This window comes from Pannonibacter indicus, assembly GCF_001418225.1.
Classification (GTDB): domain Bacteria; phylum Pseudomonadota; class Alphaproteobacteria; order Rhizobiales; family Stappiaceae; genus Pannonibacter; species Pannonibacter indicus.
Genome location: NZ_LIPT01000006.1, coordinates 83,469 through 104,808, shown reverse-complemented (window position 1 = coordinate 104,808; position 21,340 = coordinate 83,469). Strand labels below are relative to the sequence as shown.

At 63.5% G+C, this 21,340-nt stretch carries 17 protein-coding genes; 6 read left to right on the top strand and 11 right to left on the bottom strand.

Going from position 1 to position 21,340, the window contains the following annotated elements:
• Window positions 1–90 precede the first annotated feature (90 nt).
• Together ASC48_RS20105 and ASC48_RS10915 are read left to right on the top strand one after the other, a co-directional pair.
• A complete protein-coding gene (locus ASC48_RS20105) occupies window positions 91–225 on the top strand; it encodes a hypothetical protein (protein WP_279626042.1) in 135 nt (44 codons plus the stop codon).
• Between the two features lie 26 nt (window positions 226–251).
• Window positions 252–1,193, top strand: a complete 942-nt coding sequence (locus ASC48_RS10915) for a site-specific tyrosine recombinase XerD (RefSeq protein WP_055455776.1) — start codon at window positions 252–254, stop codon at window positions 1,191–1,193.
• 12 nt (window positions 1,194–1,205) lie between these two features.
• Here the strand turns inward: ASC48_RS10915 and ASC48_RS10910 are convergent, their stop codons facing one another.
• On the bottom strand, window positions 1,206–2,258 hold the full coding sequence (locus ASC48_RS10910) for a MaoC family dehydratase (RefSeq protein ID WP_055455775.1): 1,053 nt from the start codon (window positions 2,256–2,258) through the stop codon (window positions 1,206–1,208).
• 218 nt (window positions 2,259–2,476) lie between these two features.
• Here ASC48_RS10910 and ASC48_RS10905 point away from each other — a divergent pair, with 218 nt between their 5' ends.
• Complete coding sequence (locus tag ASC48_RS10905) at window positions 2,477–3,148, top strand: carbonic anhydrase (protein WP_055455879.1); 672 nt, start codon at window positions 2,477–2,479, stop codon at window positions 3,146–3,148.
• A 76-nt stretch (window positions 3,149–3,224) separates the two neighbouring features.
• On the opposite strand, the gene ASC48_RS10900 is transcribed toward ASC48_RS10905, so the two are convergent.
• On the bottom strand, window positions 3,225–3,770 hold the full coding sequence (locus tag ASC48_RS10900) for a CAP domain-containing protein (RefSeq protein WP_072242587.1): 546 nt from the start codon (window positions 3,768–3,770) through the stop codon (window positions 3,225–3,227).
• 204 nt (window positions 3,771–3,974) lie between these two features.
• On the opposite strand from ASC48_RS10900, the gene ASC48_RS10895 reads away from it, so the two are divergent.
• Window positions 3,975–4,856 carry a response regulator gene (locus tag ASC48_RS10895; RefSeq protein ID WP_055455774.1) on the top strand — a complete coding sequence of 294 codons (882 nt, stop codon included), beginning with the start codon at window positions 3,975–3,977 and terminating at the stop codon, window positions 4,854–4,856.
• Window positions 4,857–4,897: 41 nt separating this feature from the next.
• On the opposite strand, the gene ccrA is transcribed toward ASC48_RS10895, so the two are convergent.
• From ccrA to ASC48_RS10870, 5 genes are all read right to left on the bottom strand, one after another.
• The gene (ccrA, locus tag ASC48_RS10890; RefSeq protein WP_208975662.1) at window positions 4,898–6,217 is read right to left on the bottom strand and encodes a crotonyl-CoA carboxylase/reductase; all 1,320 of its coding nucleotides are present in this window, start codon (window positions 6,215–6,217) and stop codon (window positions 4,898–4,900) included.
• A 228-nt stretch (window positions 6,218–6,445) separates the two neighbouring features.
• On the bottom strand, window positions 6,446–8,158 hold the full coding sequence (ybaL, locus tag ASC48_RS10885; protein ID WP_055455773.1) for a YbaL family putative K(+) efflux transporter: 1,713 nt from the start codon (window positions 8,156–8,158) through the stop codon (window positions 6,446–6,448).
• 101 nt (window positions 8,159–8,259) lie between these two features.
• On the bottom strand, window positions 8,260–10,803 hold the full coding sequence (secD, locus tag ASC48_RS10880) for a protein translocase subunit SecD (RefSeq protein ID WP_055455876.1): 2,544 nt from the start codon (window positions 10,801–10,803) through the stop codon (window positions 8,260–8,262).
• A gap of 107 nt (window positions 10,804–10,910) precedes the next feature.
• Window positions 10,911–11,342, bottom strand: coding sequence for a hypothetical protein (locus tag ASC48_RS10875; protein WP_055455772.1), 432 nt, complete (start codon window positions 11,340–11,342; stop codon window positions 10,911–10,913).
• Window positions 11,343–11,522: 180 nt separating this feature from the next.
• Window positions 11,523–12,125 carry a hypothetical protein gene (locus tag ASC48_RS10870; RefSeq protein WP_055455771.1) on the bottom strand — a complete coding sequence of 201 codons (603 nt, stop codon included), beginning with the start codon at window positions 12,123–12,125 and terminating at the stop codon, window positions 11,523–11,525.
• Window positions 12,126–12,497: 372 nt separating this feature from the next.
• Between ASC48_RS10870 and ASC48_RS10865 the strand changes: the two genes are divergently transcribed.
• Window positions 12,498–14,504 carry a protein meaA gene (locus ASC48_RS10865; RefSeq protein WP_208975661.1) on the top strand — a complete coding sequence of 669 codons (2,007 nt, stop codon included), beginning with the start codon at window positions 12,498–12,500 and terminating at the stop codon, window positions 14,502–14,504.
• A 5-nt stretch (window positions 14,505–14,509) separates the two neighbouring features.
• Here ASC48_RS10865 and ASC48_RS10860 read toward each other — a convergent pair whose 3' ends face one another.
• From ASC48_RS10860 to ASC48_RS10845, 4 genes are all read right to left on the bottom strand, one after another.
• The gene (locus ASC48_RS10860; protein ID WP_055455770.1) at window positions 14,510–15,403 is read right to left on the bottom strand and encodes a DMT family transporter; all 894 of its coding nucleotides are present in this window, start codon (window positions 15,401–15,403) and stop codon (window positions 14,510–14,512) included.
• An 11-nt stretch (window positions 15,404–15,414) separates the two neighbouring features.
• Window positions 15,415–16,128 (bottom strand): TenA family protein, encoded by a 714-nt coding sequence (locus tag ASC48_RS10855; RefSeq protein ID WP_055455769.1) that lies wholly within the window; start codon window positions 16,126–16,128, stop codon window positions 15,415–15,417.
• 131 nt (window positions 16,129–16,259) lie between these two features.
• Window positions 16,260–17,294: an aspartate-semialdehyde dehydrogenase gene (locus tag ASC48_RS10850; protein WP_055455874.1), complete on the bottom strand. Its 1,035-nt coding sequence runs from the start codon at window positions 17,292–17,294 to the stop codon at window positions 16,260–16,262.
• A 333-nt stretch (window positions 17,295–17,627) separates the two neighbouring features.
• Entirely contained in the window at window positions 17,628–18,827 is a 1,200-nt protein-coding gene (locus ASC48_RS10845; protein WP_082440087.1) for a multidrug effflux MFS transporter, read from the bottom strand.
• Between the two features lie 285 nt (window positions 18,828–19,112).
• On the opposite strand from ASC48_RS10845, the gene ASC48_RS10840 reads away from it, so the two are divergent.
• Window positions 19,113–21,326 (top strand): esterase-like activity of phytase family protein, encoded by a 2,214-nt coding sequence (locus ASC48_RS10840; protein ID WP_055455767.1) that lies wholly within the window; start codon window positions 19,113–19,115, stop codon window positions 21,324–21,326.
• The last annotated feature ends 14 nt before the right edge of the window (window positions 21,327–21,340 follow it).

Below are 21,340 nucleotides of genomic sequence, written 5' to 3'. Positions count from 1 at the left end.
CTTGCTAGGGGAGCCTGCCTGCCGCAAAAAGAAAGGCGAGCCGCCGCCGATTCTCCTTGCCGGTTCTCTGGGGTTTTTGCCGTGCCGACCTTGACCCGACTGATCCTGGTTCTGGCCCTTCTGGGGGCTGCTGCCTATGGCATCGTCTTTTCGCTGGCGAATTTTGTCCATCCGAGCGAGCGGGAGATCACCGTGCGGGTGCAGAAGGATGGCTTTGCCCGCTGACGGGCGGCCACAAGGGTGCAGCCAGCATGAACAGCAGCATCGAAGCCTTTCTGGAAATGATCGCGGCCGAGCGCGGCGCGGCGCTCAACACGCTGGAAAGCTACCGGCGCGATCTGGAGGATTTTTCGGACTTTCTGGGCTCCACCGCGCCGCAGTTGGCGGGCCAGGACGATATCTCCGCCTATCTCGGCGATCTGGCAGGGCGCGGCTTTGCCCCGTCCTCGCAGGCGCGGCGGCTTTCGGCGCTGCGCCAGTATTTCAAGTTTCTGTATGCCGAGGGTATGCGCACGGATGATCCGACGCGCACACAAGGGGCGCCGAAGCGGCGCCAGTCCCTGCCCAAGGTTCTCTCCGAAGACGAGGTGGACCGGCTGATCGAAGCCGCGCGCAGCGCTGCCGATGCGGTGCAGGCAGGGGATGGCGAGGATGCGCAGACGGCCGCCAGCCGCCGCCTCAGGGCCGCGCGGCTCTACACGCTGCTCGAAGTGCTCTATGCCACGGGCCTGCGTGTGTCCGAACTGGTGGCCCTGCCGGTGAAGGCGGCGCTGCGCGATGCCCGGCTCATCGAAATCAAGGGCAAGGGCGGCAAGGAGCGGCTCGTGCCACTGAGCTCAAGGGCGCAGGCGGCGATGAAGGACTATGTGGCCCTGCGCAACGCCGCAGGCGCCTTTACCGCCAGCCCCTGGCTGTTTCCCTCCTATGGCGAAAGCGGCCACTTCACCCGTCAGGCCTTTGCCCGCGACCTGAAGGCGCTCGCCGCCTCTATCGGCCTTGATGTGCAGAAGGTCTCGCCGCATGTGCTGCGCCATGCCTTCGCTTCGCATCTTTTGCAGAACGGCGCGGATCTGCGCGTTGTGCAGCAGTTGCTGGGCCATGCGGATATTTCCACAACGCAGATTTACACCCATGTCCTCGACGAGCGCCTGCAGGCCCTCGTCGAAACCCATCATCCGCTGGCGAAGCGGTAAGGGGTTGGCGGGTCACTTCGGCATCAAGGCCCAGTAGTCGAAGTCCAGCACCACATTGTCCGCATAGACGCCATCTGCCGTGGCATAGGGGAAGTCCGCGCAAGGGGTGTTTCTGGTGGCGACGAGCCGCAGGCGCAGCGCGCCCACGTCTTCCCGGCCCTCGATCGTTGCCGCATCGATCACTTCCGACCAGGCATAGACCGTGTCGCCCGCAAACAGCGGTGCCACATGGCGGCCGGCGTTGATGGCGGCGATGTGGAAGGCGGAGCCCAGCCCGTTGAAGGAGAGGGCGCGGGCCAGTGAGATCACGTGGCCGCCATAGATCAGCCGCTTGCCGAACCGGCCCTTGCCTTCCGTGTGCTGATTGAAGTGCACCTTCGCCGTGTTCTGGTAGAGCCGGGTGGCAAGCTGGTGCTCGGCCTCTTCCACCGTCATGCCATCCACATGGTCGATGCGCTCGCCGGGCACATAGTCATCAAAGCGGAAGCGGCTGCCGGCCAGGTCATTGTCCCAGTTGGCCGTATCGAGCAGCGGCACGGCATCGCCAAGAGCATCCGGCGCAATGCTCTCGGGCAGAGTCGGGACAACGGGCGCAGGCGCCGGATTGCCGGGGTCCCGCTTGTTGACCATGACCCAGCGCACGTAGTCCAGAACCTCGGTGCCATCGGACTTGTAGCCGGTGGAGCGCACATAGACGACTCCGGTCTTGCCGTTGGAGTTTTCCTTGAGGCCGATCACTTCCGACACGGCGGACAGGGTGTCGCCGGGATAGACGGGGGCAAGGAAGCGCCCGCCCGCATAGCCGAGGTTTGCCACGGCATTGAGGGAAATGTCCGGCACCGTCTTGCCGAAGACGATGTGGAAGGTCAGCAGGTCGTCGATGGGTGCGGCCGGATAGCCCAGTTCCTGCGCGAAGGCATTCGAGCTTTGCACCGCAAAACGCGGGCCGTAGATGGCGGTGTAGAGCGCTACGTCACCAGCGGTCACCGTGCGCGGGGTTGCATGCCGGATCACCTGGCCAATCCGGAAGTCCTCGAAGAAATTGCCCGCGCTGGTCTTGCTCACGTTCCGCCTCCCAAATCGTTGCATCTGCGGATGATTAAGACCGCTGCCCGGCTCCGGGGCAAGGGGAACCTTGGTTGAAGGCCTTGGGACAAGCCGGCGCAAGGGAGGACAGGTGCAGGGCAGGGAAGGCGCGGGGTTGGCGGCAGCGTCCCCAGCCTTTATAACCGCCTTCCGCGCCGCATACTGGGGCCTGCCGGATGGCAAGGAGCATGACTGACATGGCAAACGAGTTTCCGCAGGACCTGATCGACGGTTATGGCCGCTATCTCCAGAAGGGCTATGTCCGCTTCCGCGAACAGCAGGAGCAGCTGGCGATTTATGGCCAGAAGCCCGAGGTGCTGGTCATTTCCTGCTGCGACAGCCGGGTCGCGCCGGAAGGTGTGTTCCATGCAGGTCCCGGCGAGCTTTTCGTGGTGCGCAACGTTGCCAATCTGGTGCCGCCCTTTGAGCAGACCGAAGGCCAGCACGGAACCAGTGCCGCGCTGGAATATGCCGTGCGCGTTCTCAAGGTGAAGCATATCGTTGTCATGGGCCATGCCAAATGCGGCGGCGTGCAGGCATTCCGGCAGAATGCCAATGCACCGCTGGCGACGGGTGAGTTCATCGGCCGCTGGATCAAGCTGCTGGAGCCTGCTGCCATCGCCATGGCCTGCATGCCGGTGGACCGGCTGGATGACCCGCAGCTGGCGATGGAATATGCCGGTGTGCGCCAGTCGCTGAAGAACCTGCGCACCTTCCCTTTCATCGATCAGGCCTGCACGGACGGTTCTCTCAAGGTTCACGGCGCCTGGTTCGATATCGGCAGCGGCGAGTTGCGGGTGATGGACCCGGAGAGCGAGCGGTTCGAAACCTGCCCCGGCTACGAGATTATTGCGGCGCCGCAAGGCTGATGCCGCTGGAAAGAGAACGGGAAAGGGCAGGGAGGGGAAGCCGCCGCCTGCCCTTCGTTCTTGCGCCGTCCTGAGGTCAGCCCTTGGGCGAGACGAGCACGAGGCTCCAGAACACCTTGTACTTGGAGGAGGGGCTGTAGGCGGTGGCAATGCCCATGCGGGTCACGCGCTCATCCAGCATCACCTTGTTATGGGTGGGCGACTCGCGCCAGCCGGAGAAGGCCTCAGCCAGCGTGCGGTAACCGGCGCTGACGTTCTCGACGCCATAGGACTTGCTCTCGCCGATGGCATCCAGCCGGTTCTTCAGCTGGTTCTGCGGGTAGAGCGAGGCGCGGATATCATCCGCCGCTGCGATGACCCTTGCCTGCTGCTGGGCAAGGGTGATCAGGACCGGGTCCGCCACGACGCGGCCGCGTCCGTTGTTCTCCCGGTACTGGGAAATCATCTGCTGGGCCGTTGCCTGATCGACAACGGCGTTCACCCGCGCCAGATCCCGGTAATAGGGCGGAACGTCAGCTGGTGTCTTGCTCTGGCAGCCGGCCAGCAGCAGCGCGCCGCCCAGCATCATGGAACCTGTCAGGATCTCGCGCCTGGAAGCGATGGCTTCCTCATCAAAATGCATGTCTTCGCCGCCTCTTGTCCGGTCGCCCCGCAACCCGCCGAATCGTATGCGCACATTAGGCCGGAATTCCGGCGCCGGGCGATAGACGGCGCGTGGAATGCTCAACACTTAATATATTTCAGGTTGCGTACCTGTAATTTTTTCTGATCGGCCTCGCTAAATAAGGGGGGTTCCGCCGAATGCTTCTGGAAAATTAAGAAAATCATGTTTCATATTGCCGCCAAGACCGCCACCCGGAATGAGCGGCCGGAAAAAGACAACTCAAGGCAATCGCGGGGCAGCTTTTTGGGATCGTCAGCTGAAGAGCCAATCAGGGTGCTGGTTGCAGACGACAGTGCAACTGTGCGCAAGTTTATTGAGCGGGCGCTGCAATATTCAGGGTATGACGTTGCCATCACCGCTGCGGCTGATGGAAAGGAAGCGGTCGAGCTTCTGAGCAAGAACGCATTTCAGATTGCCTTCCTCGACATCAACATGCCGCAGCTGAACGGCGTCGAGGTCATGGCGGCCATTCAGGTCATGGGTTCGAAGACTTTCGCCGTCTCCATGTCCGATGGCCTGGATGAGGCGGCAGAGTCCAAGCTCAAGAACTTCGGTGCCTACGACTTTCTGGCCAAGCCTTTCACGGCTGCACAGGTCAAGCATATCCTCGATGTCTTTCAGGCCATCAGCACGCCCTTTGACGTTCTGATCGTGGATGACTCGACGACTGTCCGCAAGATCGTGCGCAAGGTGCTGGAGCGGTCGATCTTCAAATTGAACATCGTCGAAGCCGGGGACGGCGCGGCCGCCATCAAGCTGGTCAGCGAAAAACCCTACCGGGTGATCTTCACCGATTTCAACATGCCGAACATGACGGGTCTGGAACTGGCCGAGCGGCTGTCGACCTTGGCGCGCGGCTCGGATGTGATCCTGATGTCGACCGAATACAACGACACGCTGGACTCAGCTGCCGAGAAGGTGCGGGCCCGTGCTTTCCTGCGCAAGCCCTTCTATCCGGCGGACGTGGACAGCATCCTGCACCACCTCTTCGGCCTGCGCCATTCGCGTTTCTCCAAACAGGTGCGCATGTTCGCCATGACGTGATGCGGGCCGCCGGGGGGCCGCCCGCTCACTGACAAGCCCTTTCAGCGCTTGCCCGCCTCCAGCACATCTTCGAAGGTCCGCAGGCCCGGCACTGGCGAGTTGACCAGAACCGCCATGTTGCCCGGCGCATGCTGGTTCTTCCACATCTTGGTGTGGGCCTTGGGGATCTGGTGCCAGCCGAACACTTCCGACATGCACGGATCGATGCGCCGGTCGATGACGAACTTGTTCGCCTCGGATGCCTGCTTCAGATGGGCGAAGTGCGAGCCCTGGATACGCTTCTGCCGCATCCAGACATAACGGGCGTCAAAGGTGATGTTGAAGCCTGTCGTGCCCGCACAAAACACGACCATGCCGCCGCGCTTGACCACCAGAGCCGAGACCGGGAAGGTCTGCTCGCCCGGATGCTCGAACACCATGTCCACGTCATTGCCCTTGCCGGTGATGTCCCAGATGGCCTTGCCGAACTTGCGCGCTTCTTGCGTCCAGGTGTTGAACTCGGGGGAGTTGACCTTGGGCAGCTGGCCCCAGCAGTTGAAATCCTTGCGGTTGATCACGCCCTTGGCGCCCAGCGACATGACGTAATCGCGCTTGTCCTCGTCCGAGATGACGCCGATGGCATTGGCCCCGGCGGCGGCGGCCAGCTGCACACCGAAGACGCCAAGGCCGCCCGAGGCGCCCCAGACCAGCACGTTCTGGCCCGGCCGCAGCTGGTGCGGCGCATGGCCGAACAGCATGCGGTAGGCGGTCGCCAGCGTCAGCGTGTAGCAGGCGGCTTCTTCCCAGGTCAGGTGCTTGGGGCGCGGCATCAGCTGCTGCGACTGGACGCGGGCGAACTGGGCGAAGGAGCCATCCGGCGTCTCGTAGCCCCAGATCCGCTGGGTGGGCGAGAACATCGGGTCGCCGCCATTGCACTCTTCGTCGTCGCCGTCATCCTGATTGCAATGGATGACGACTTCATCGCCCACCTTCCAGCGCTTCACCTTGGAGCCGACGGCCCAGACAATGCCCGAGGCATCGGAACCGGCGATGTGATAGGCGCTCTTGTGGCTGCCGAAGACGGAGATGGGCTCGCCAAGTGCGGCCCAAATGCCGTTGTAGTTGACGCCAGCGGCCATGACGAGAACCAGAACCTCGTGGCTGTCGAGCGTCCAGGTCGGCACCACTTCCAGCTTCATGGCCTCTTCCGGCGGGCCGTGCCGGTCTTGCCGGATTGCCCAGGCATACATCTTCTCCGGCACATGGCCGAGAGGCGGGATTTCGCCGATTTCGTAAAGATCCTTCAAGGGTGTGTCCCTCTTCGTCAGATTGTCGTTTGCCTCGGATGCTGCCTGCGATGCTGCCTGTGCCACGGTCGCCATGGGTGTCCTCCTCCACTCCGGCATGAAACTGCCAGCCCGGCTCCTGCACGCCTCCCTGCGGCGCAGGACTATTGCGGCGCAGCAGCGGTTGGGTGCGAAAGACCTGCTATCGCGCAACTATCCGTCTAAAATGGCGCTTGATCTATACGACTATTGCTTAACTTGCGTTGCGGCAGTCTGCACTGTTTTGCGGTGCACAGAAGGCAGGGCGCTGGGTGCAGGGCAGGATCAGGTGAGCGGACGCGCTCCGGTCACCTTCTCCACGATGGCCCTTGCAATCTCATGCTCGCCCATGATGATGGTGCCGACACCAAGGCCTGCGAGATGGTCCACCTCCGCATCGAAATGCGCGCGGGCGATGATCTCGATCTCCGGATTGGCGGCTTTGGCCTGAAGGACGATCTGCCCCGCCTCGAAGGCGTTGGGAATGGCAATGATCAGCCGCCGGGCTTCTGCGATGTTGGCCGCCTGCAGCACGTCCTGACGGGCGCCATTGCCAACGATCGCCTCGATGCCGGCTTCTTTCAGCGCGGTCAGGGATTTGTCCGCATCCTCGATCACCAGCAGCGGTTCGCCTGCAGCCTGCAGCTCCCGCCCGGTAAGGCTGCCGACCCGGCCGAAGCCGACGAGAATGGTATGCCCGGTCTGGCTGGTGGCCTGCACGACCGGCGTATTCGCCTGCTTTTCCGCTTGCTGGGCCGTTGGTGCATCAGCGCCTTCCTCCTGTGCTTCCGTCCTGGGCTTCAGCCAGTCGATGGCGGCGAAGAACAGCGGGTTGAGCAGGATGGACAGGATGGCACCGGCAAGGATGAGATCGCGGCCCTGGTCCGGCAGGAGGTTCAGCTTGCCGCCAAGCTCGGCGAGGATGAAGGAGAACTCGCCGATCTGGGCAAGGCTCGCGGCAATGGTCAGCGCAGTCTCCCGCGAATGCCCGAACAGCCGGACGATGACAAAGGCCGCAACGGACTTGCCGGCAATGATGATGAAGACCGTTGCCATGACGGGCAGCGGGTCCTCGATGATGCTCGCCGGGTCGAACAGCATGCCGACCGAGACGAAGAACAGCACGGCGAAGGCATCGCGCAGGGGCAGGGATTCCTCGGCGGCCCTGTGGCTGAGCTGGGATTCGCTCAGGATCATGCCGGCGAAGAAGGCCCCCAACGCCAGCGACACGCCGAAAAGCTTGGCCGCGCCAAAGGCGACACCCAGAGCGATGGACAGCACCGCAAGGCGGAACAGTTCGCGCGAGCCGGTGTGGGCAATGTAATGCAGGATCCAGGGGATCACCCGCCGCCCGATGATCAGCATCAGCGCCACAAAGGCCGCGACCTTGACCAGTGTCAGACCCAGGACGCCCCAGATGCCAAGGCCGAAACGGGCGGCCAGCGGATCGGGCGCAATGTTGCTTTGCCCGCCGATGACGCTGGCAATCGCGGGCAGGATGACAAGCGCCAGCACCATGGCCAGATCTTCGACGATCAGCCAGCCGACCGCGATGCGCCCTTGTTCTGTCGCAACGAGGCGGCGTTCCTGCAGGGCGCGCAGCAGCACTACGGTGCTGGCAACCGACAGGGCAAGGCCGAAGACAAGCCCGGAACGCAGCGGCCAGTCCATCATCCAGGCAAGGCCAGCCCCCATCAGCGTCGCGGCGAGGATCTGCACCAATGCGCCTGGCACAGCAATCGCCCGCACCGACAAAAGGTCCTTCAGCGAAAAATGCAGGCCGACGCCGAACATCAGCAGGATGACGCCGATCTCCGCAAGTTCGGGCGCGAGATTCTGGTCGGCGACGAAGCCCGGGGTGTGCGGACCCACCAGCACGCCCGCGATCAGGTAGCCCGCCAGCGGCGGCAGCCTCAGCCGGTTCGCAATTGCCCCCAGAATGAATGCGATGCCAAGTCCGGCAACGATGGTGGCAATCAGCGGCGTGTCATGGGGCATATGGCTGTTATCCTTCTGGAACTTTCTTTTTGATTGAGTTCGTCCGTGCGGTGCAAGTGCCCCGCCGGCAAAAAGCGGCGGGGCAGTCCGTTTTTATGCGCTCAGGCTTGCGCCGCCGGTTCGGCAGCCGGTGTTTCTGCCTTTTTCTGGCGGCGTTTGCGCCAGTCGCCGAGGAAGAGGAGGATCGGTGCGGCGATGAACACCGATGAACTGGCCGCCACCACGATGCCGAACACCATCGGCACGGCGAAGCTCTCCACCGCGCTGCCGCCCCATATGGCCATGGGCAGCATGGCCAGGAAGGCGGTGATCGAGGTGTAGAGGCTGCGCCCGAGGGTTTCGTTGATCGACTTGTCGATCATCTCCCGCAGCGGCATCTGCTTGTAGAGGCGCATGTTCTCGCGCATGCGGTCATAGACCACCACCTTGTCATTGACCGAGTAGCCGACGAGCGTCAGCAGCGCGGCAATGGCCGTGAGGTTGAAGTCGATGCCGGTGAGCGCGAAGAAGCCGGCCGTCTTGGTCACGTCCAGCACCAGTGTGGCGATGGCGCCGACCGCGAACGGCCATTCGAAGCGGACCCAGATGTAGAACAGCATGGCAAGGCTGGCCAGAATGACGGCAAGGATGCCCGCTGCCGCCAGTTCGCCGCTGACCTTCGGCCCAACCACTTCCGTACGCTCCACCTGAGAGCCGGGTGCAATCTGGGCAAGGCTGCTGCGGATGGTGTTGACGGCTGCCGTCTGTGCCTCCTCGCCGCCCGGCTGGCGCTCGGCCCGCAGGAGGACGTGGGTGGGATCGCCGAATTGCTGCAGGGCGATCTCGCCTAGACCCAGCCCGCCCAGCCCGCTGCGCAGGCCGGCAAGATCGGCGGGCCCTTGCGTTGTCACCTCCATCTGGATGCCGCCCCGGAAGTCGACGCCGAGGTTGAGGCCCGGCTTGATCAGCAGAGCCACGGAAGCAAGCGACAGGAAGATGGACATGCCTATGCCGATGAAGCGCCCGCGCATGAAGCGGATGCTGGTGCCGTCGGGGATCAGGCGGAAGCCGAAGGGCGGTTCGATGACCAGCTTCTTCAGCCGCCACCTGCGCACGATGGCCGTCATGATGACCCGGACGATCGACACGGCGGTGAACATGGAAATGGCGATGCCGAGGCCCATGGTGACGGCAAAACCGCGCACCGGGCCGGTGCCGAACCAGAAAAGCAGGACGGTTGCGATCAGTGCCGTAACGTTGGAATCCACAATCGTCGCATAGGCGCGCCTGAAGCCGGCATCGAGCGCCGCGTGGGCGCTGAGCCCCTTGCGTGTTTCCTCGCGGATGCGCTCGTTGATCAGCACGTTGGCATCCACCGCAAGGCCGATGCCGAGTACGATACCGGCGATGCCGGGCAGCGTCAGCGTTGCGCCCATCAGGCTGAGGCCGCCCAGCGTCAGCAGCACGTTCAGCGCCAGCGCGAAATTGGCGACAAGGCCCCAGCGGCCGTAGAGCACCATCATGAAGGCAAACACCAGGCCGAAACCTGCGATGCCGGTTTCAACGCCCCTTGCAATGGCATCTGCTCCCAGATCCGCGCCGACGGTCCGCTCCTCGATGACGGTGAGCGGGGCAGGCAGGGCGCCCGCACGCAGCAGGGCGGCAAGGTCTGCAGCTTCCGCAATGGTGAAGTTGCCGCTGATCTGGCCCGAGCCGCCAGTGATCGGCTGCTGGATGACCGGCGCGCTCAAGACCTTGCCATCCAGCACGATGGCGAAAGGTTTGCCGGTGTTGGCCTTTGTGATTTCGGCAAACTGCCGTGCGCCGCTGCTGTCAAAGCGGAACAGCACCAGCGGAGCGCGGGTCTGCGGGTCAAAGCCTGCCCTTGCATCGGCCAGCCGCTCGCCTGACAGGGCGGCACGGTTTTCGACCGGATATTGCGTGCTGCCCCTGACTGCCGGGAGCAGGCTGACACCGGCCGGCAGGCGTGCGCCCGGTGCGGCATCGGCCAGCATGTGAAAGGAGAGCTTGGCGGTGCTGCCAAGAAGCTCGCGGATGCGGGCCGGGTCCTGCACGCCGGGCAATTGCACCATGATGCGGTCCCCGCCCGCCCGCTGGATCACGGGCTCGGCGACACCGGCCTGATCGATGCGCATGCGGATGATCTCAAGGCTCTGGGCCACGGCCGCACTGATGCGGTCGCGGATGCCTTCTTCCGTCAGCTTCATCTCCAGCGTGCCGGGGCTGGTGCGGGTGATGGTCATGTCCGGCGCTCCGGCCATGCCGGGCATCAGTCCGCCAGCGGCGTTGATCAGCGGGCGCAGCGCTTCTAGGGCGGCGTCCGTCTGCCCTTCATCCTTGAGGGCAATGGTGACGGTGCCGTCCCCGGCGCGCAGGGACGATGTGGCAATGCCGGCGCTGGTCAGGCTCTGACGGGCCTGCCGCTGCAGATCGTCGATCCGGTCCTTCAGCAGGGCCTTCGTGTCCGTTTCCAGCACGAGATGCGATCCGCCGCGAAGATCAAGGCCCAGCGTGACGGGCTGTTTCGGCAGCCAGCCGGGCAGGCTGGCCAGTTGTGAGGGGGACAGGAAATTGGGCAATGCCGCCAGCAGCCCGAAGATGATGACAGCCAGATAGGCTGCAAGCACCCAGCGTGATTTGCGCATGGTGTGATGATCCATGGAACGGCACACCCGCGCGGAACCAGTCCTGCGCAAGCGTCAGCCGTGGAGAAAAACAGGGAAAGTCAGGTCAGAAAGGGAGCAATGCTCCGTCAGGCCGCAGCCGGAGGGGCGCGGGCATCAAAATCGCGCGGCAGTGCCAGTGCGGGCAGGGCAGGGGAAACTGCTGCCTGTGCTAGCCGTCCGGCCTGCGGAAGGTGCTCTGTGCCTGAGGGGGCAAGGCCAGCCGGATCAGAGCCTTGCGGAGGCGGGGAGAGGTGACGGTCCGGTCCGGACTTGCGCCATTCTGCCGTGGCATTGCGCCAGGCGTCTCTGGCGCGCTGGGCCGCTTGCGCGGCCTGTCCGGCGCTGGCAAGCCCTGCCTCGGCCCTTTGCAGATCCGGCCGGGAGATTTGTCCCGGCAGGGCCGTCCATTGCAGGGTGGCCAGAAAAGCCAGCAGCAGCAGCTTGAACAGAACCGGCGCAAGGCGGGATGCGCCTGCGGTGCCGTCTTCTATATCCTGTCTGCTGTGTGCAGGTGTCATGCCATGTCCGCAGCGGGCCGCCATTCCGGGACATTCACCCGGCCGATGGGTCCAACATAGGGGCTCATGCTGCCGTTTGCCAGCCATTGCGGCCGGAAAACCGGTATTTCGCCGGGGGGCCTCACATGAAGACAGCCCCGCGCGGGGGCTGTCCTCGTCTTGCAGTGGTGGCGGTGGCTGTCAGCCGGCGCGAACGCGGCGGACGAAGCTTTCCACCTTGCCCTTCAGTTCCTCTGCCTGGCTGGAAATGCCGTTGGAGGCGCTGACAACATCACGGGCGATGTGGCCGGTCAGTTCTGCGGCTTCGTTCACATCGGTGATGTTGCGGGAGACTTTCACTGTGCCGGCCGCCGCTTCCTCGACATTCTCGCCCCGGATCTGGCGGACTTCGCCATCGACTTCGGCTGGGATCTCCATTTCGCGGTCGATTGCATCCAGCACCGTCTTGTTCATGTTTGCGGAAGCCGCAAACGTATCCTGCGAGGCCTTGCGGCGCTGCTCCAGCGGAGCGGAGAACACCAGCCGGTCATTGGCTGCGCGCATCTGGAGCCAGTCTGCCTGGCTCTTTTTCACGATGTCTGCAGCGGCGGCATTGGCCGGCTCAAGCGCGGCAAGCTCTGCCGCTGCATCCAAGGCCTTGGTGAAGGCAACATCCGCCGGCTGGCGGCTCTTGGCAACGTCGGCCTCACGCGAGCGTTCGGCCGCGTTTTCGGAATCCAGAAGAAGAGTGATCAGGCCCCGATCCGCGTTCGCATTTGCGGGAATGTCAGACAGGGCCTGCATCGTCTTAACGCGCGCACTTGCAAGGCTATATTTCTGAAGCCTCGAGTTCGATTCAATACTTATCCATCCTGTGACCGGGCATGCCGTTGCGGCAAGTGTTACGACAACTGCTCTAAGTATAAATGATAATCTCATGTGACTGAGTTCCTGATTTCAACCTAACTATACGATAAGTATAGTTCGTGTTAATTTCTTATTATTTGACGTAACGGTAAATTTGTACGGCGCGGTATTTTCTTATGAAAATTATTTCGTTTGGTGAAATTATATTGCGCCGCAGCAGGGCGACTTTTGGCGAATTTATCCGGTGCCGCTGAGGCCTTATCGTGCTGGGATGGATGACGGCCGTCAGGCCGGGTGGAGGGTGTCCGCATGAGTGATGACAAGACGATGGGCGAGGGCGGCCGGAAGCGGGATGAGCCCTGGATCTTCCGCACCTATGCGGGCCATTCCACGGCGGCCGATTCCAACAGGCTCTACCGGGCCAATCTGACCAAGGGCCAGACCGGTCTTTCCATCGCCTTCGATCTGCCGACCCAGACGGGCTATGATCCCGATGACCTGCTGTCGCGGGGCGAGGTCGGCAAGGTGGGCGTGCCGGTGGCGCATCTGGGCGACATGCGCACCCTGTTTCAGGACATTCCGCTGGAGCGGATGAACACGTCCATGACGATCAACGCCACCGCCCCCTGGCTGCTGGCGCTCTATGTGGCTGCGGCAGATGAACAGGGCGCGGACCGCAAGCGGCTGGCCGGTACCACCCAGAACGACATCATCAAGGAATATCTTTCGCGCGGCACTTACGTTTTCCCGCCCGCACCCTCGCTGCGGCTCACCACGGATGTAATCGCCTGGACCTACAGCGAGATGCCGAAGTGGAACCCGATGAATGTCTGCTCCTACCATCTGCAGGAAGCGGGGGCGACGCCGGTGCAGGAGCTGTCCTTCGCACTGGCAACGGCCATCGCCATTCTTGACGGCATGAAGGCGAGCGGTGCCATTCCGGAAGCCGAGTTTCCGCAGGCAGTGGGCCGCATTTCCTTCTTCGTCAATGCGGGCATGCGCTTCATCACCGAGATGTGCAAGATGCGCGCCTTCACCGAATTGTGGGATGAGATCTGCCGCGACCGCTATGGCATCGCCGATCCGCGCTACCGCCGCTTCCGTTATGGGGTGCAGGTCAACTCGCTGGGCCTGACCGAGCCGCAGCCGGAGAACAACGTCTACCGCATTCTGATCGAGATGCTGGCCGTGGTTCTGTCGAAGAATGCCCGCGCCCGTGCGGTGCAGCTTCCGGCCTGGAACGAGGCGCTGGGCCTGCCCCGGCCGTTCGATCAGCAATGGTCCTTGCGCATGCAGCAGATTCTCGCTTATGAGACCGACCTGCTCGACTATGACGATATCTTTGACGGCTCCTCCGTCATCAACGCAAAGGTGGAAGAGCTGAAGGCCGAAGCGCGGGCAGAGCTGGCCCGGATCGATGCCATGGGTGGGGCCGTCGCTGCTGTTGAGACCAGCTACATGAAGCAGCAGCTGGTGGAGGCGAACAGCCGCCGGCTTGCAGGCATCGAGAGCGGCGAGCAGATCGTCGTCGGTGTCAACCGCTGGACGGAAAGCGAGCCCTCGCCACTGGCCGCCGGGGAAGATGGCGGCATCCTCACCGTTTCAGCGCATGTGGAAGATGAAGCCATCGAGCGCATCAAGGCCTGGCGTTCCGCTCGTGACGGGGCCGCAGCGGAGGCGGCGATTGCCGGGCTCAAGGCGGCGGCGCGTGAAGGGCGCAACATCATGGAACCCTCGATCGCTGCGGCCAAGGCGGGCGTAACAACTGGCGAATGGGGTGCGGCGCTGCGCGAGGTCTTTGGCGAATACCGTGCCCCCACCGGCGTTGGCCGCGCCGCACGGGACGATGCGGGCGATGTGGCGGCGGTGCGCGAAAGCGTGGAAGCCGTCTCGCGCAAGCTGGGCCGCAGGCTGAAGTTCCTTGTTGGCAAGCCGGGGCTCGATGGCCATTCCAATGGCGCGGAGCAGATTGCCGTGCGTGCCCGCGACTGCGGCATGGAAGTGGTCTACGAGGGCATCCGCCTCACCCCGGCGCAGATCGTCAACGCGGCGCTGGAGGAGAGCGTGCATGTCATCGGCCTGTCGATCCTCTCCGGCTCCCATCTGGCGCTGGTGCGCGACGTGCTGGAGCGGCTCCGGGCGGCAGGCATTGCCGATATTCCAGTCGTTGTCGGCGGCATCATTCCGGATGAGGACGCCCGGACGCTGAAGGCCATGGGCGTTGCTGCGGTCTACACCCCGAAGGACTTCCAGCTCACCGGCATCATGGCCGATGTGGTGCGCATTGCCGGCGAGCAGGGAGAGCGGGCGGCCTGAAGGGGCTATACCCCGAACATCAGCCCGCAGCCGAAGACGACCAGTGCGGCGCCGATCCAGGCGCCAGGGGCCGGCATTTCGCCGGTGCGCCACCACAGGAGCGGCAGCTGCAGGGCTGGCGTCGTGGCGGACAGGGTGGAGATGATCCCCACCTTGCCGCCGGACAGCGCAAACAGCACCAGGGTCATGCCGACACCCATGCCGATGAAGCCCGACAGGGCCGTCCAGCCGGCAATCCTGAGCGTGAGCGGGTTCGCCGGTTTCAGATAGGCAAAGGGCAGGGCGCCGAGGCAGACAAGGCCGAGCGCGGCGATGCCGATGCGCACGGCCGAGGCCACGACCGGATCAACGCCCGTTTCCATCACCGGGCGTGCAATGAGGGAGCCAACGGATTGCGACAGGGCGGCTGCCAGGCCGAGGAGAAGACCGATCCACAGTGGCCCCTTGATGCTCTCCCAGGTGTGGAGCTGCGACCGGCGTTTGCCGAAGGCGATGGACAGTATCACTCCGGCAAAGCAGATGATGACGCCTGCCAGCACCTGTCCGCTCAGCGCCTCGCCCAGCACCAGCCAGCCGAGCACCGCAGACATGGGTGCGTTCAGCGAGAACAGCATGGCGGTGCGGCGCGGACCCATCCGGTTGAGCGTCAGGAACAGGGCCGTATCGCCGATGAAGATGCCGATGAGGCCGGAGAGCACCAGTGCGCCCAAGTGCTCAAAGCCAAGCGAGCTCCAGCCGGGGCCAACGGTCACCGCAGCGGCCAGCATGGCAAAGACCATGAGCATGCGCAGCCGGTTGAAGGCAATCGCACCCAGATGGGAGGACGGGGTGGCGGAGATGATGCCGCCGTAAGCCCAGAGGGCCGCGGCCGCGAGCGCGGCGATTTCATGGATGGGCATGATGGTGGGGGTCAGGCCGGTTGGGCCGCTCCTGCTGGGCCGTTCCAGGCCGCGTCGAAGAAGGATTTTTCCAGTGCGCACATGTGCACAAACCGCTCCATGGCCCGGTTTCTCTCAGTTTCCGTAAGGCGGGCGGCAGTCCGGTCCATCTCGTCGCGCAGGAACGAGACGAAGCCCTCGAAGCCGGGACCGGCGTGCAGATCAATCCATTCGGCCAGCCAGAAATCGGCCGGGCGCGGCTTTCGGGCCTCTCGTTCGCCCCAGGTCAGATAGACCCATTCGGCGCAGAGCAGGCAGGCAAGCCCTTCCTCGTAGCTTGCCTCGGCCGCCTCCAGCAGCAGGCTGGCGAAGGCACGGGTCACAGGCCCCTGTGCGGCCTCAAGATAGACCTCCGGCGCCACATCGAGCGCTGCAAAGGAGCGGATGAAATAGTCGTTCTCGTTGGAGGTCAGCAGCGCCAGAAACGCCGCGAACGGGCGCTTTGCCGCCATGTCCGGGGCCTTGGCCACCAGATAGCCGATCACGGAAGCCAGATCCGTGATGAACGTATAGTCCTCGATGAGATAGCGCACATAGGCGTCCCGGGGCATGGTGCCGCTGCCGATGGCATGGGTGAAGGGATGTTCGGTGGCAGCGGTCCAGTTCGCTCCGGCGGCCTGCACCAGCTGGTCCGAAAAGCGCGTGGCGGCATGGCCTCTAGCGGCTGCGCCCAAGATGCCCCTCATCTGTTTCCTCCATGGCCGCAGGCTGCCTGTCCGGCGCGCGGCGTTCTGTTCTGGCGGGCATGTTAAAGCTGAAAAGCCCCGGAGGTTCAATCCGGGGCTTTTGCTGACGGGCTCTGTTCAGTGCAGAAGGATCAGGCGGCCTGCTTCTTCGGCTTGATCAGGCCGCGGTTCACCAGAACTTCGGCGATCTGCACGGCGTTGAGGGCTGCACCCTTGCGCAGGTTGTCGGCCACGACCCAGATGTTGAGGCCGTTCTCCACCGTGGCATCCTCGCGGATGCGCGAGATGTAGGTGGCGTCTTCACCGGCGGTCTCGTGAGGCGTGATGTAGCCGCCGTCCTCGCGCTTGTCGATGACAAGGCAGCCCGGCGCCTCGCGCAGGATATCGCGCGCTTCATCGGCCGAGATCGGCTTCTCGAACTCGATGTTGACGCTTTCCGAGTGGCTGATGAACACCGGCACGCGCACGGCGGTGCAGGTGACCTTGATCTTCGGATCAAGGATCTTCTTGGTCTCGGCCAGAACCTTCCACTCTTCCTTCGTGTAGCCGTCTTCCATGAACACGTCGATGTGCGGGATGACGTTGAAGGCGATGCGCTTGGTGAACTTCTGGTTCTCGACCGGATCATTCACGAAGATGGCGCGGGTCTGGTTGAACAGCTCTTCCATCGCCTCCTTGCCGGCGCCCGAAACGGACTGGTAGGTGGAGATGACGACGCGCTTGATGGTGGCCGCGTCATGCAGCGGCTTCAGCGCCACGACGAGCTGCGCGGTGGAACAGTTCGGGTTGGCGATGATGTTCTTCTTGGAAAAGCCGGCAACTGCGTCGGCATTCACTTCCGGCACGATCAGCGGCACGTCCGCGTCGTAGCGCCAGGCGGAGGAGTTATCGATGACGACGCAGCCCTGTGCGCCGATCTTCGGAGCCCATTCCTTGGCAACGCTGCCGCCGGCGGACATCAGGCAGATATCGGTGTCGGAGAAATCATAGTTTTCCAGCGCCTGTACCTTCAGCGTCTTGTCGCCGAAGGAGACTTCGGTGCCCTGCGACCGGCGCGAGGCCAGCGGCACGACTTCAGCCGCCGGGAAGCCGCGCTCGGCCAGAATGTCCAGCATTTCGCGGCCCACATTGCCCGTGGCACCAACAATGGCGATCTTGTAGCCCATGAATTCCTCTCTCATCCGTCTCCCCGCTTGCCCGGCGGGTCCGCACACGCGGCACCTGCCCGGCTCTCCGGCGCCCGCCCATCCCGGGGGAGCGCGGGACGAGAGGCACCGTCAAACGGTGGTTTTAGCGGTGGTTTTAGTGAGTTTGGCTGCGGTGGTCATAAGACGAGCGGCAGCAGCGCTGGCCGGAGCCATCGCCTCAATGCCCATGTCTGCGGCAGCAAGCCGGAACATCATCGTCTCAATCCACACTCTCTAACGGCAGGACCGGCCACGCTTTTGGCGGGAATTGCGGCTGTTGTCAATGTTTGATTGGCTGGAGGCCGCTCCACCTCAGGGGTGGAGCGGTGCGGTCCGGTTCCGCCCCAGCGTGGGGACAGCGACGATGAAGGCGCAGGCCGCACAGGCGGCGATGGCGCCCACCATGGGCAGCACGCTTCCGTCGAAGAACGGGCTGGCCAGCACCAGCATCAGGGCGCCAGCCAGCATCTGCAGCGTGCCGCCGAGGGACGAGGCAAGGCCTGCGTTCTCGCCGTGATCGTCCAGCGCCATCACCATGGTGGGGGCAATGACGAGACCAAGGCAGGCATTGCCGAGGAAGAGCAGCACCATCACCACGGCAAGAGCATCGAAGCCGAAGGCCACCAGCGTCACCAGCACCCCGTTGCAAAGGGCAAAGCCAGTGACGGCCAGAAAGGCGACGCGCGCCATGCCATGCTTGCGCCCGAGCCCAGCCGCGAGCTGCGACGTGCCGAAAAAGCCGATAGCATTCAGCGCGAAGGCAAGGCTGAAGCCCACCGGGCTCATGCCATAGTGGCCGGTGTAGACAAACGAGGCCGCGCCGATGAAGACGAAGAAACTCGCCATGCCGAAGCCGCCTGTCATCGTCAGCCCGAGGAAGCGGGCATCGCGAATCAGGTCAAGGCAGCCTCCGAAAATGGCTTTCAGCCGCAGCGGCATGCGCCGCTCCGGCGGCAGGGTTTCGGGCAGCTGCCAGGCGGTGAGGGCCATGGCCAGTGCTGCGGCAAGGCCAAGGGCCACGAACAGGAAGCGCCAGCTCCCCACCGCAATGATGGCTGAGCCGGTGAGCGGTGCCAGCATCGGCGAGATGCTGATCACCAGCATCACCAGCGCCATCAATCGAGTAGCTTCTGTGCCGGTGTGCATGTCGCGCACGATGGCGCGCGGAATGACCATGACAGATGCCGCGCCCAAGGCCTGCACGAAGCGGCCAAAGACAAGCCAGTTGATATCCGCAGACAGTGCACAGATGGCGGATCCGGCGATGAACACGGCAAGGCCTGCATAGACCGGCGGCTTGCGGCCCAGCCAATCTGCCATCGGTCCATAGATCAGCTGGGCAAGGCCAAAGGCGAGGAAATAGGCGGTAAACGTCATCTGAGCAGCGCTGGCGGTCGTGCCAAGGCCAGCCGTGATCTGCGGCAGGGCCGGCAGATAGAGATCGACCGCAAAGGGGCCAATGCAGGAAAGCAGGCCAAGCACAAGGGCAAGGCGCAAGAAGCCGCGTGTCATGCTGGGTGTCCGCAAAAGGAGAGCGTGGGAATGGCTGGCGGCACTCAAGTGGCCAGCCAGCGGATGTTGAGCCATCCGCAAGGAGTACCTTAGTAGAAACCCGGCGGGGGGCTTCTGTCCAGAATTTATCTGCAGTCTGACACCCCGAGCCTTGCGGGCTGTGGCGCAACTGCCGCAGTTCCGGGGTCTGCGTCACAAAAGCTTCATCGCTCTGTCACCGCAGCTTCGTCTGTGCTGCCTAGCGTGCCCCGTCTTTCAACCAAACATCCCGCTTCGGGGGGCATCATGATTTCTCTGCGCAGCCAGCTTCTGGCTGGTTTTTCCGTTCTGGCCGCGGTTTCACAGGCATTTGCTGCCGACACCTATTTCACCCGCATCGCCACCATGCCTGTCTACAAGACGCTGGCCGAAGGCGTTGATCCTGCGGCGCAGACCTCTGCCGAGATCATCACCGCGACGAAGGATGGCCAGACGCTGGTTTTTTCCGACAGCCCCGGTGAAGCCGTGGTCTTCGTTGACATCGCCAATCCGGCCGAGCCGAAGCCGGCGGGCCGCATCGCCATGGGCGGTGAGCCCACTTCGGTGACGGCGGCGCAGAAGTTCATCCTCGCCGGTGTCAACACCAGCCCGAACTACACCGAGCCGTCGGGCCATCTGGCGGTGATCAGCCTTGCGGACAAGTCCATCGCCGCCACCTGCGACGTGAAGGGCCAGCCGGATTCGGTCGCCATTTCGCCGGATGGCAAGTTCCTGGCCGTTGCCATCGAGAACGAGCGCGATGAAGAGTTGAACGAAGGCAAGCTGCCGCAGCTTCCCGCCGGCCATGTCGCCATCTTCGATCTGGATGCCGATGGCATGCCCGTCAATTGCGAGGCGGCCCGCATCGTTGACGTGACCGGTCTTGCCGAGATCGCACCGGAGGATCCGGAGCCGGAATTCGTCTCGATCAACGAAGACAACGTCGCGGTCCTGACACTGCAGGAAAACAACCATCTGGTCCTCATCGATCTTGCCTCCGGCACGGTGACGGCACATTTCTCCGCCGGTACCGCCAGCGCGGAAGCTGTTCCGGTCGCCAAGGGCGCCAGCTCCGACGCCTCGGGCAACACCGAGAACGTCAAGCGCGAGCCCGATGCCGTGGCCTGGCTCGGCAATGACCGCTTCATCACCGCCAACGAAGGCGACTATGAAGGCGGCTCGCGCGGCTTCACCATCTGGAACACCAAGGGTGAAGTGCTCTACGACAGCGGCAACAAGCTTGAGCACATCGCCATGATGACCGGCCACTATCCGGCCAAGCGCGCCTCCAAGAAGGGCACGGAGCCGGAAGGTGTGACCGTTGGTGAATTCGGCGGCCAGAAGCTCATTTTCGTGAACTCCGAGCGCGCCAACATGGTGTCGGTGTTCAAGGACACGGGCGGCGAGCCGCAATTCCTGCAGATGCTGCCCACCCATGTGGCGCCGGAGGGCGTGCTGGTCATTCCGTCCCGCAATCTGTTTGTCGTCGCCAACGAAGCGGACAGCGCCGAAGATGGCCTGCGCTCGCAGGTTAGCATCTATGAATTTGGCGCAGACAAGCCGGCCTATCCGGTGCTGACCTCCGCCTTTGATCCGGAAACCGGTGCTCCGATCGGCTGGGGTGCGCTCTCGGGCCTTGCGGCTGACAAGAGCAATCCGAACAAGCTCTATGCGGTTTCGGACAGCTTCTATGACAAGGCCCGCATCTACACGCTCGATCTGTCGATGAGCCCGGTGGAGATCACGTCCTATGTGAACATCACCGGCGGCTCGCCGAAGAAGTTCGACATGGAAGGTATTTCGCTGGCTAAGGATGGTGGTTTCTGGCTTGTCAGCGAAGGCAATCCGGAGAAGGAAGGCGTGCCGCATCTCCTGGTCAAGGCCGATGCCAACGGCAAGGTGACGGAAGAAATCAGCCTGCCGGAAGCTCTCGTTGCCCAGTCCAGGCGTTTCGGCTTTGAGGGCGTTGCCGAATTCGAGCGCGGCGGCAAGACGCTGGTCGTGACGGCGATCCAGCGCGAGTGGGGCGATGATGCCAAGGGCCTCGTCAAGCTGGGCATCTACGACCCGGCGGACAAATCCTGGGGCTTCGTCCACTATCCGCTCGACAAGCCGAAGAGCTCTGCCGGCGGCTGGGTTGGCCTGTCCGAAATCACCCATCTGGGCGGCGAGCGCTTCGCCGTGCTGGAGCGTGACAATCAGGGGGGTGAATTTGCTGCCATCAAGCAGATCACTGTGATCGATCTTGCCGGCATCGAGCCGGTTGCCCTCGGCGGCACCCTGCCGGTGGTGGAAAAGACCGTGAAGCTGGATCTGATCCCGGCGCTGGCCTCGTCCAAGGGCTGGCTGCTCGACAAGCCGGAAGGCTTTACCGTCACCGCCGATGGCCGGATGATCCTCGTCACCGACAACGACGGCGTCGACGATGCGCCGGGTGAAACCCAGATCTTCACCCTTGGTTCGGTGGACAAGCTGAACTGATCTCTTCCGCAGAT

Coding starts and splice junctions, on each gene's coding strand:
- ASC48_RS10915 (WP_055455776.1), top strand. CDS start 252: ATGAACAGCAGCATCGAAGCCTTTCTGGAAATGATCGCGGCCGAGCGC.
- ASC48_RS10905 (WP_055455879.1), top strand. CDS start 2,477: ATGGCAAACGAGTTTCCGCAGGACCTGATCGACGGTTATGGCCGCTAT.
- ASC48_RS10900 (WP_072242587.1), bottom strand. CDS start 3,770: ATGCATTTTGATGAGGAAGCCATCGCTTCCAGGCGCGAGATCCTGACA.
- ASC48_RS10895 (WP_055455774.1), top strand. CDS start 3,975: ATGTTTCATATTGCCGCCAAGACCGCCACCCGGAATGAGCGGCCGGAA.
- ccrA (WP_208975662.1), bottom strand. CDS start 6,217: ATGGCGACCGTGGCACAGGCAGCATCGCAGGCAGCATCCGAGGCAAAC.
- ybaL (WP_055455773.1), bottom strand. CDS start 8,158: ATGCCCCATGACACGCCGCTGATTGCCACCATCGTTGCCGGACTTGGC.
- secD (WP_055455876.1), bottom strand. CDS start 10,803: ATGCGCAAATCACGCTGGGTGCTTGCAGCCTATCTGGCTGTCATCATC.
- ASC48_RS10875 (WP_055455772.1), bottom strand. CDS start 11,342: ATGACACCTGCACACAGCAGACAGGATATAGAAGACGGCACCGCAGGC.
- ASC48_RS10870 (WP_055455771.1), bottom strand. CDS start 12,125: ATGCAGGCCCTGTCTGACATTCCCGCAAATGCGAACGCGGATCGGGGC.
- ASC48_RS10865 (WP_208975661.1), top strand. CDS start 12,498: ATGAGTGATGACAAGACGATGGGCGAGGGCGGCCGGAAGCGGGATGAG.
- ASC48_RS10860 (WP_055455770.1), bottom strand. CDS start 15,403: ATGCCCATCCATGAAATCGCCGCGCTCGCGGCCGCGGCCCTCTGGGCT.
- ASC48_RS10855 (WP_055455769.1), bottom strand. CDS start 16,128: ATGAGGGGCATCTTGGGCGCAGCCGCTAGAGGCCATGCCGCCACGCGC.
- ASC48_RS10850 (WP_055455874.1), bottom strand. CDS start 17,294: ATGGGCTACAAGATCGCCATTGTTGGTGCCACGGGCAATGTGGGCCGC.
- ASC48_RS10845 (WP_082440087.1), bottom strand. CDS start 18,827: ATGACACGCGGCTTCTTGCGCCTTGCCCTTGTGCTTGGCCTGCTTTCC.
- ASC48_RS10840 (WP_055455767.1), top strand. CDS start 19,113: ATGATTTCTCTGCGCAGCCAGCTTCTGGCTGGTTTTTCCGTTCTGGCC.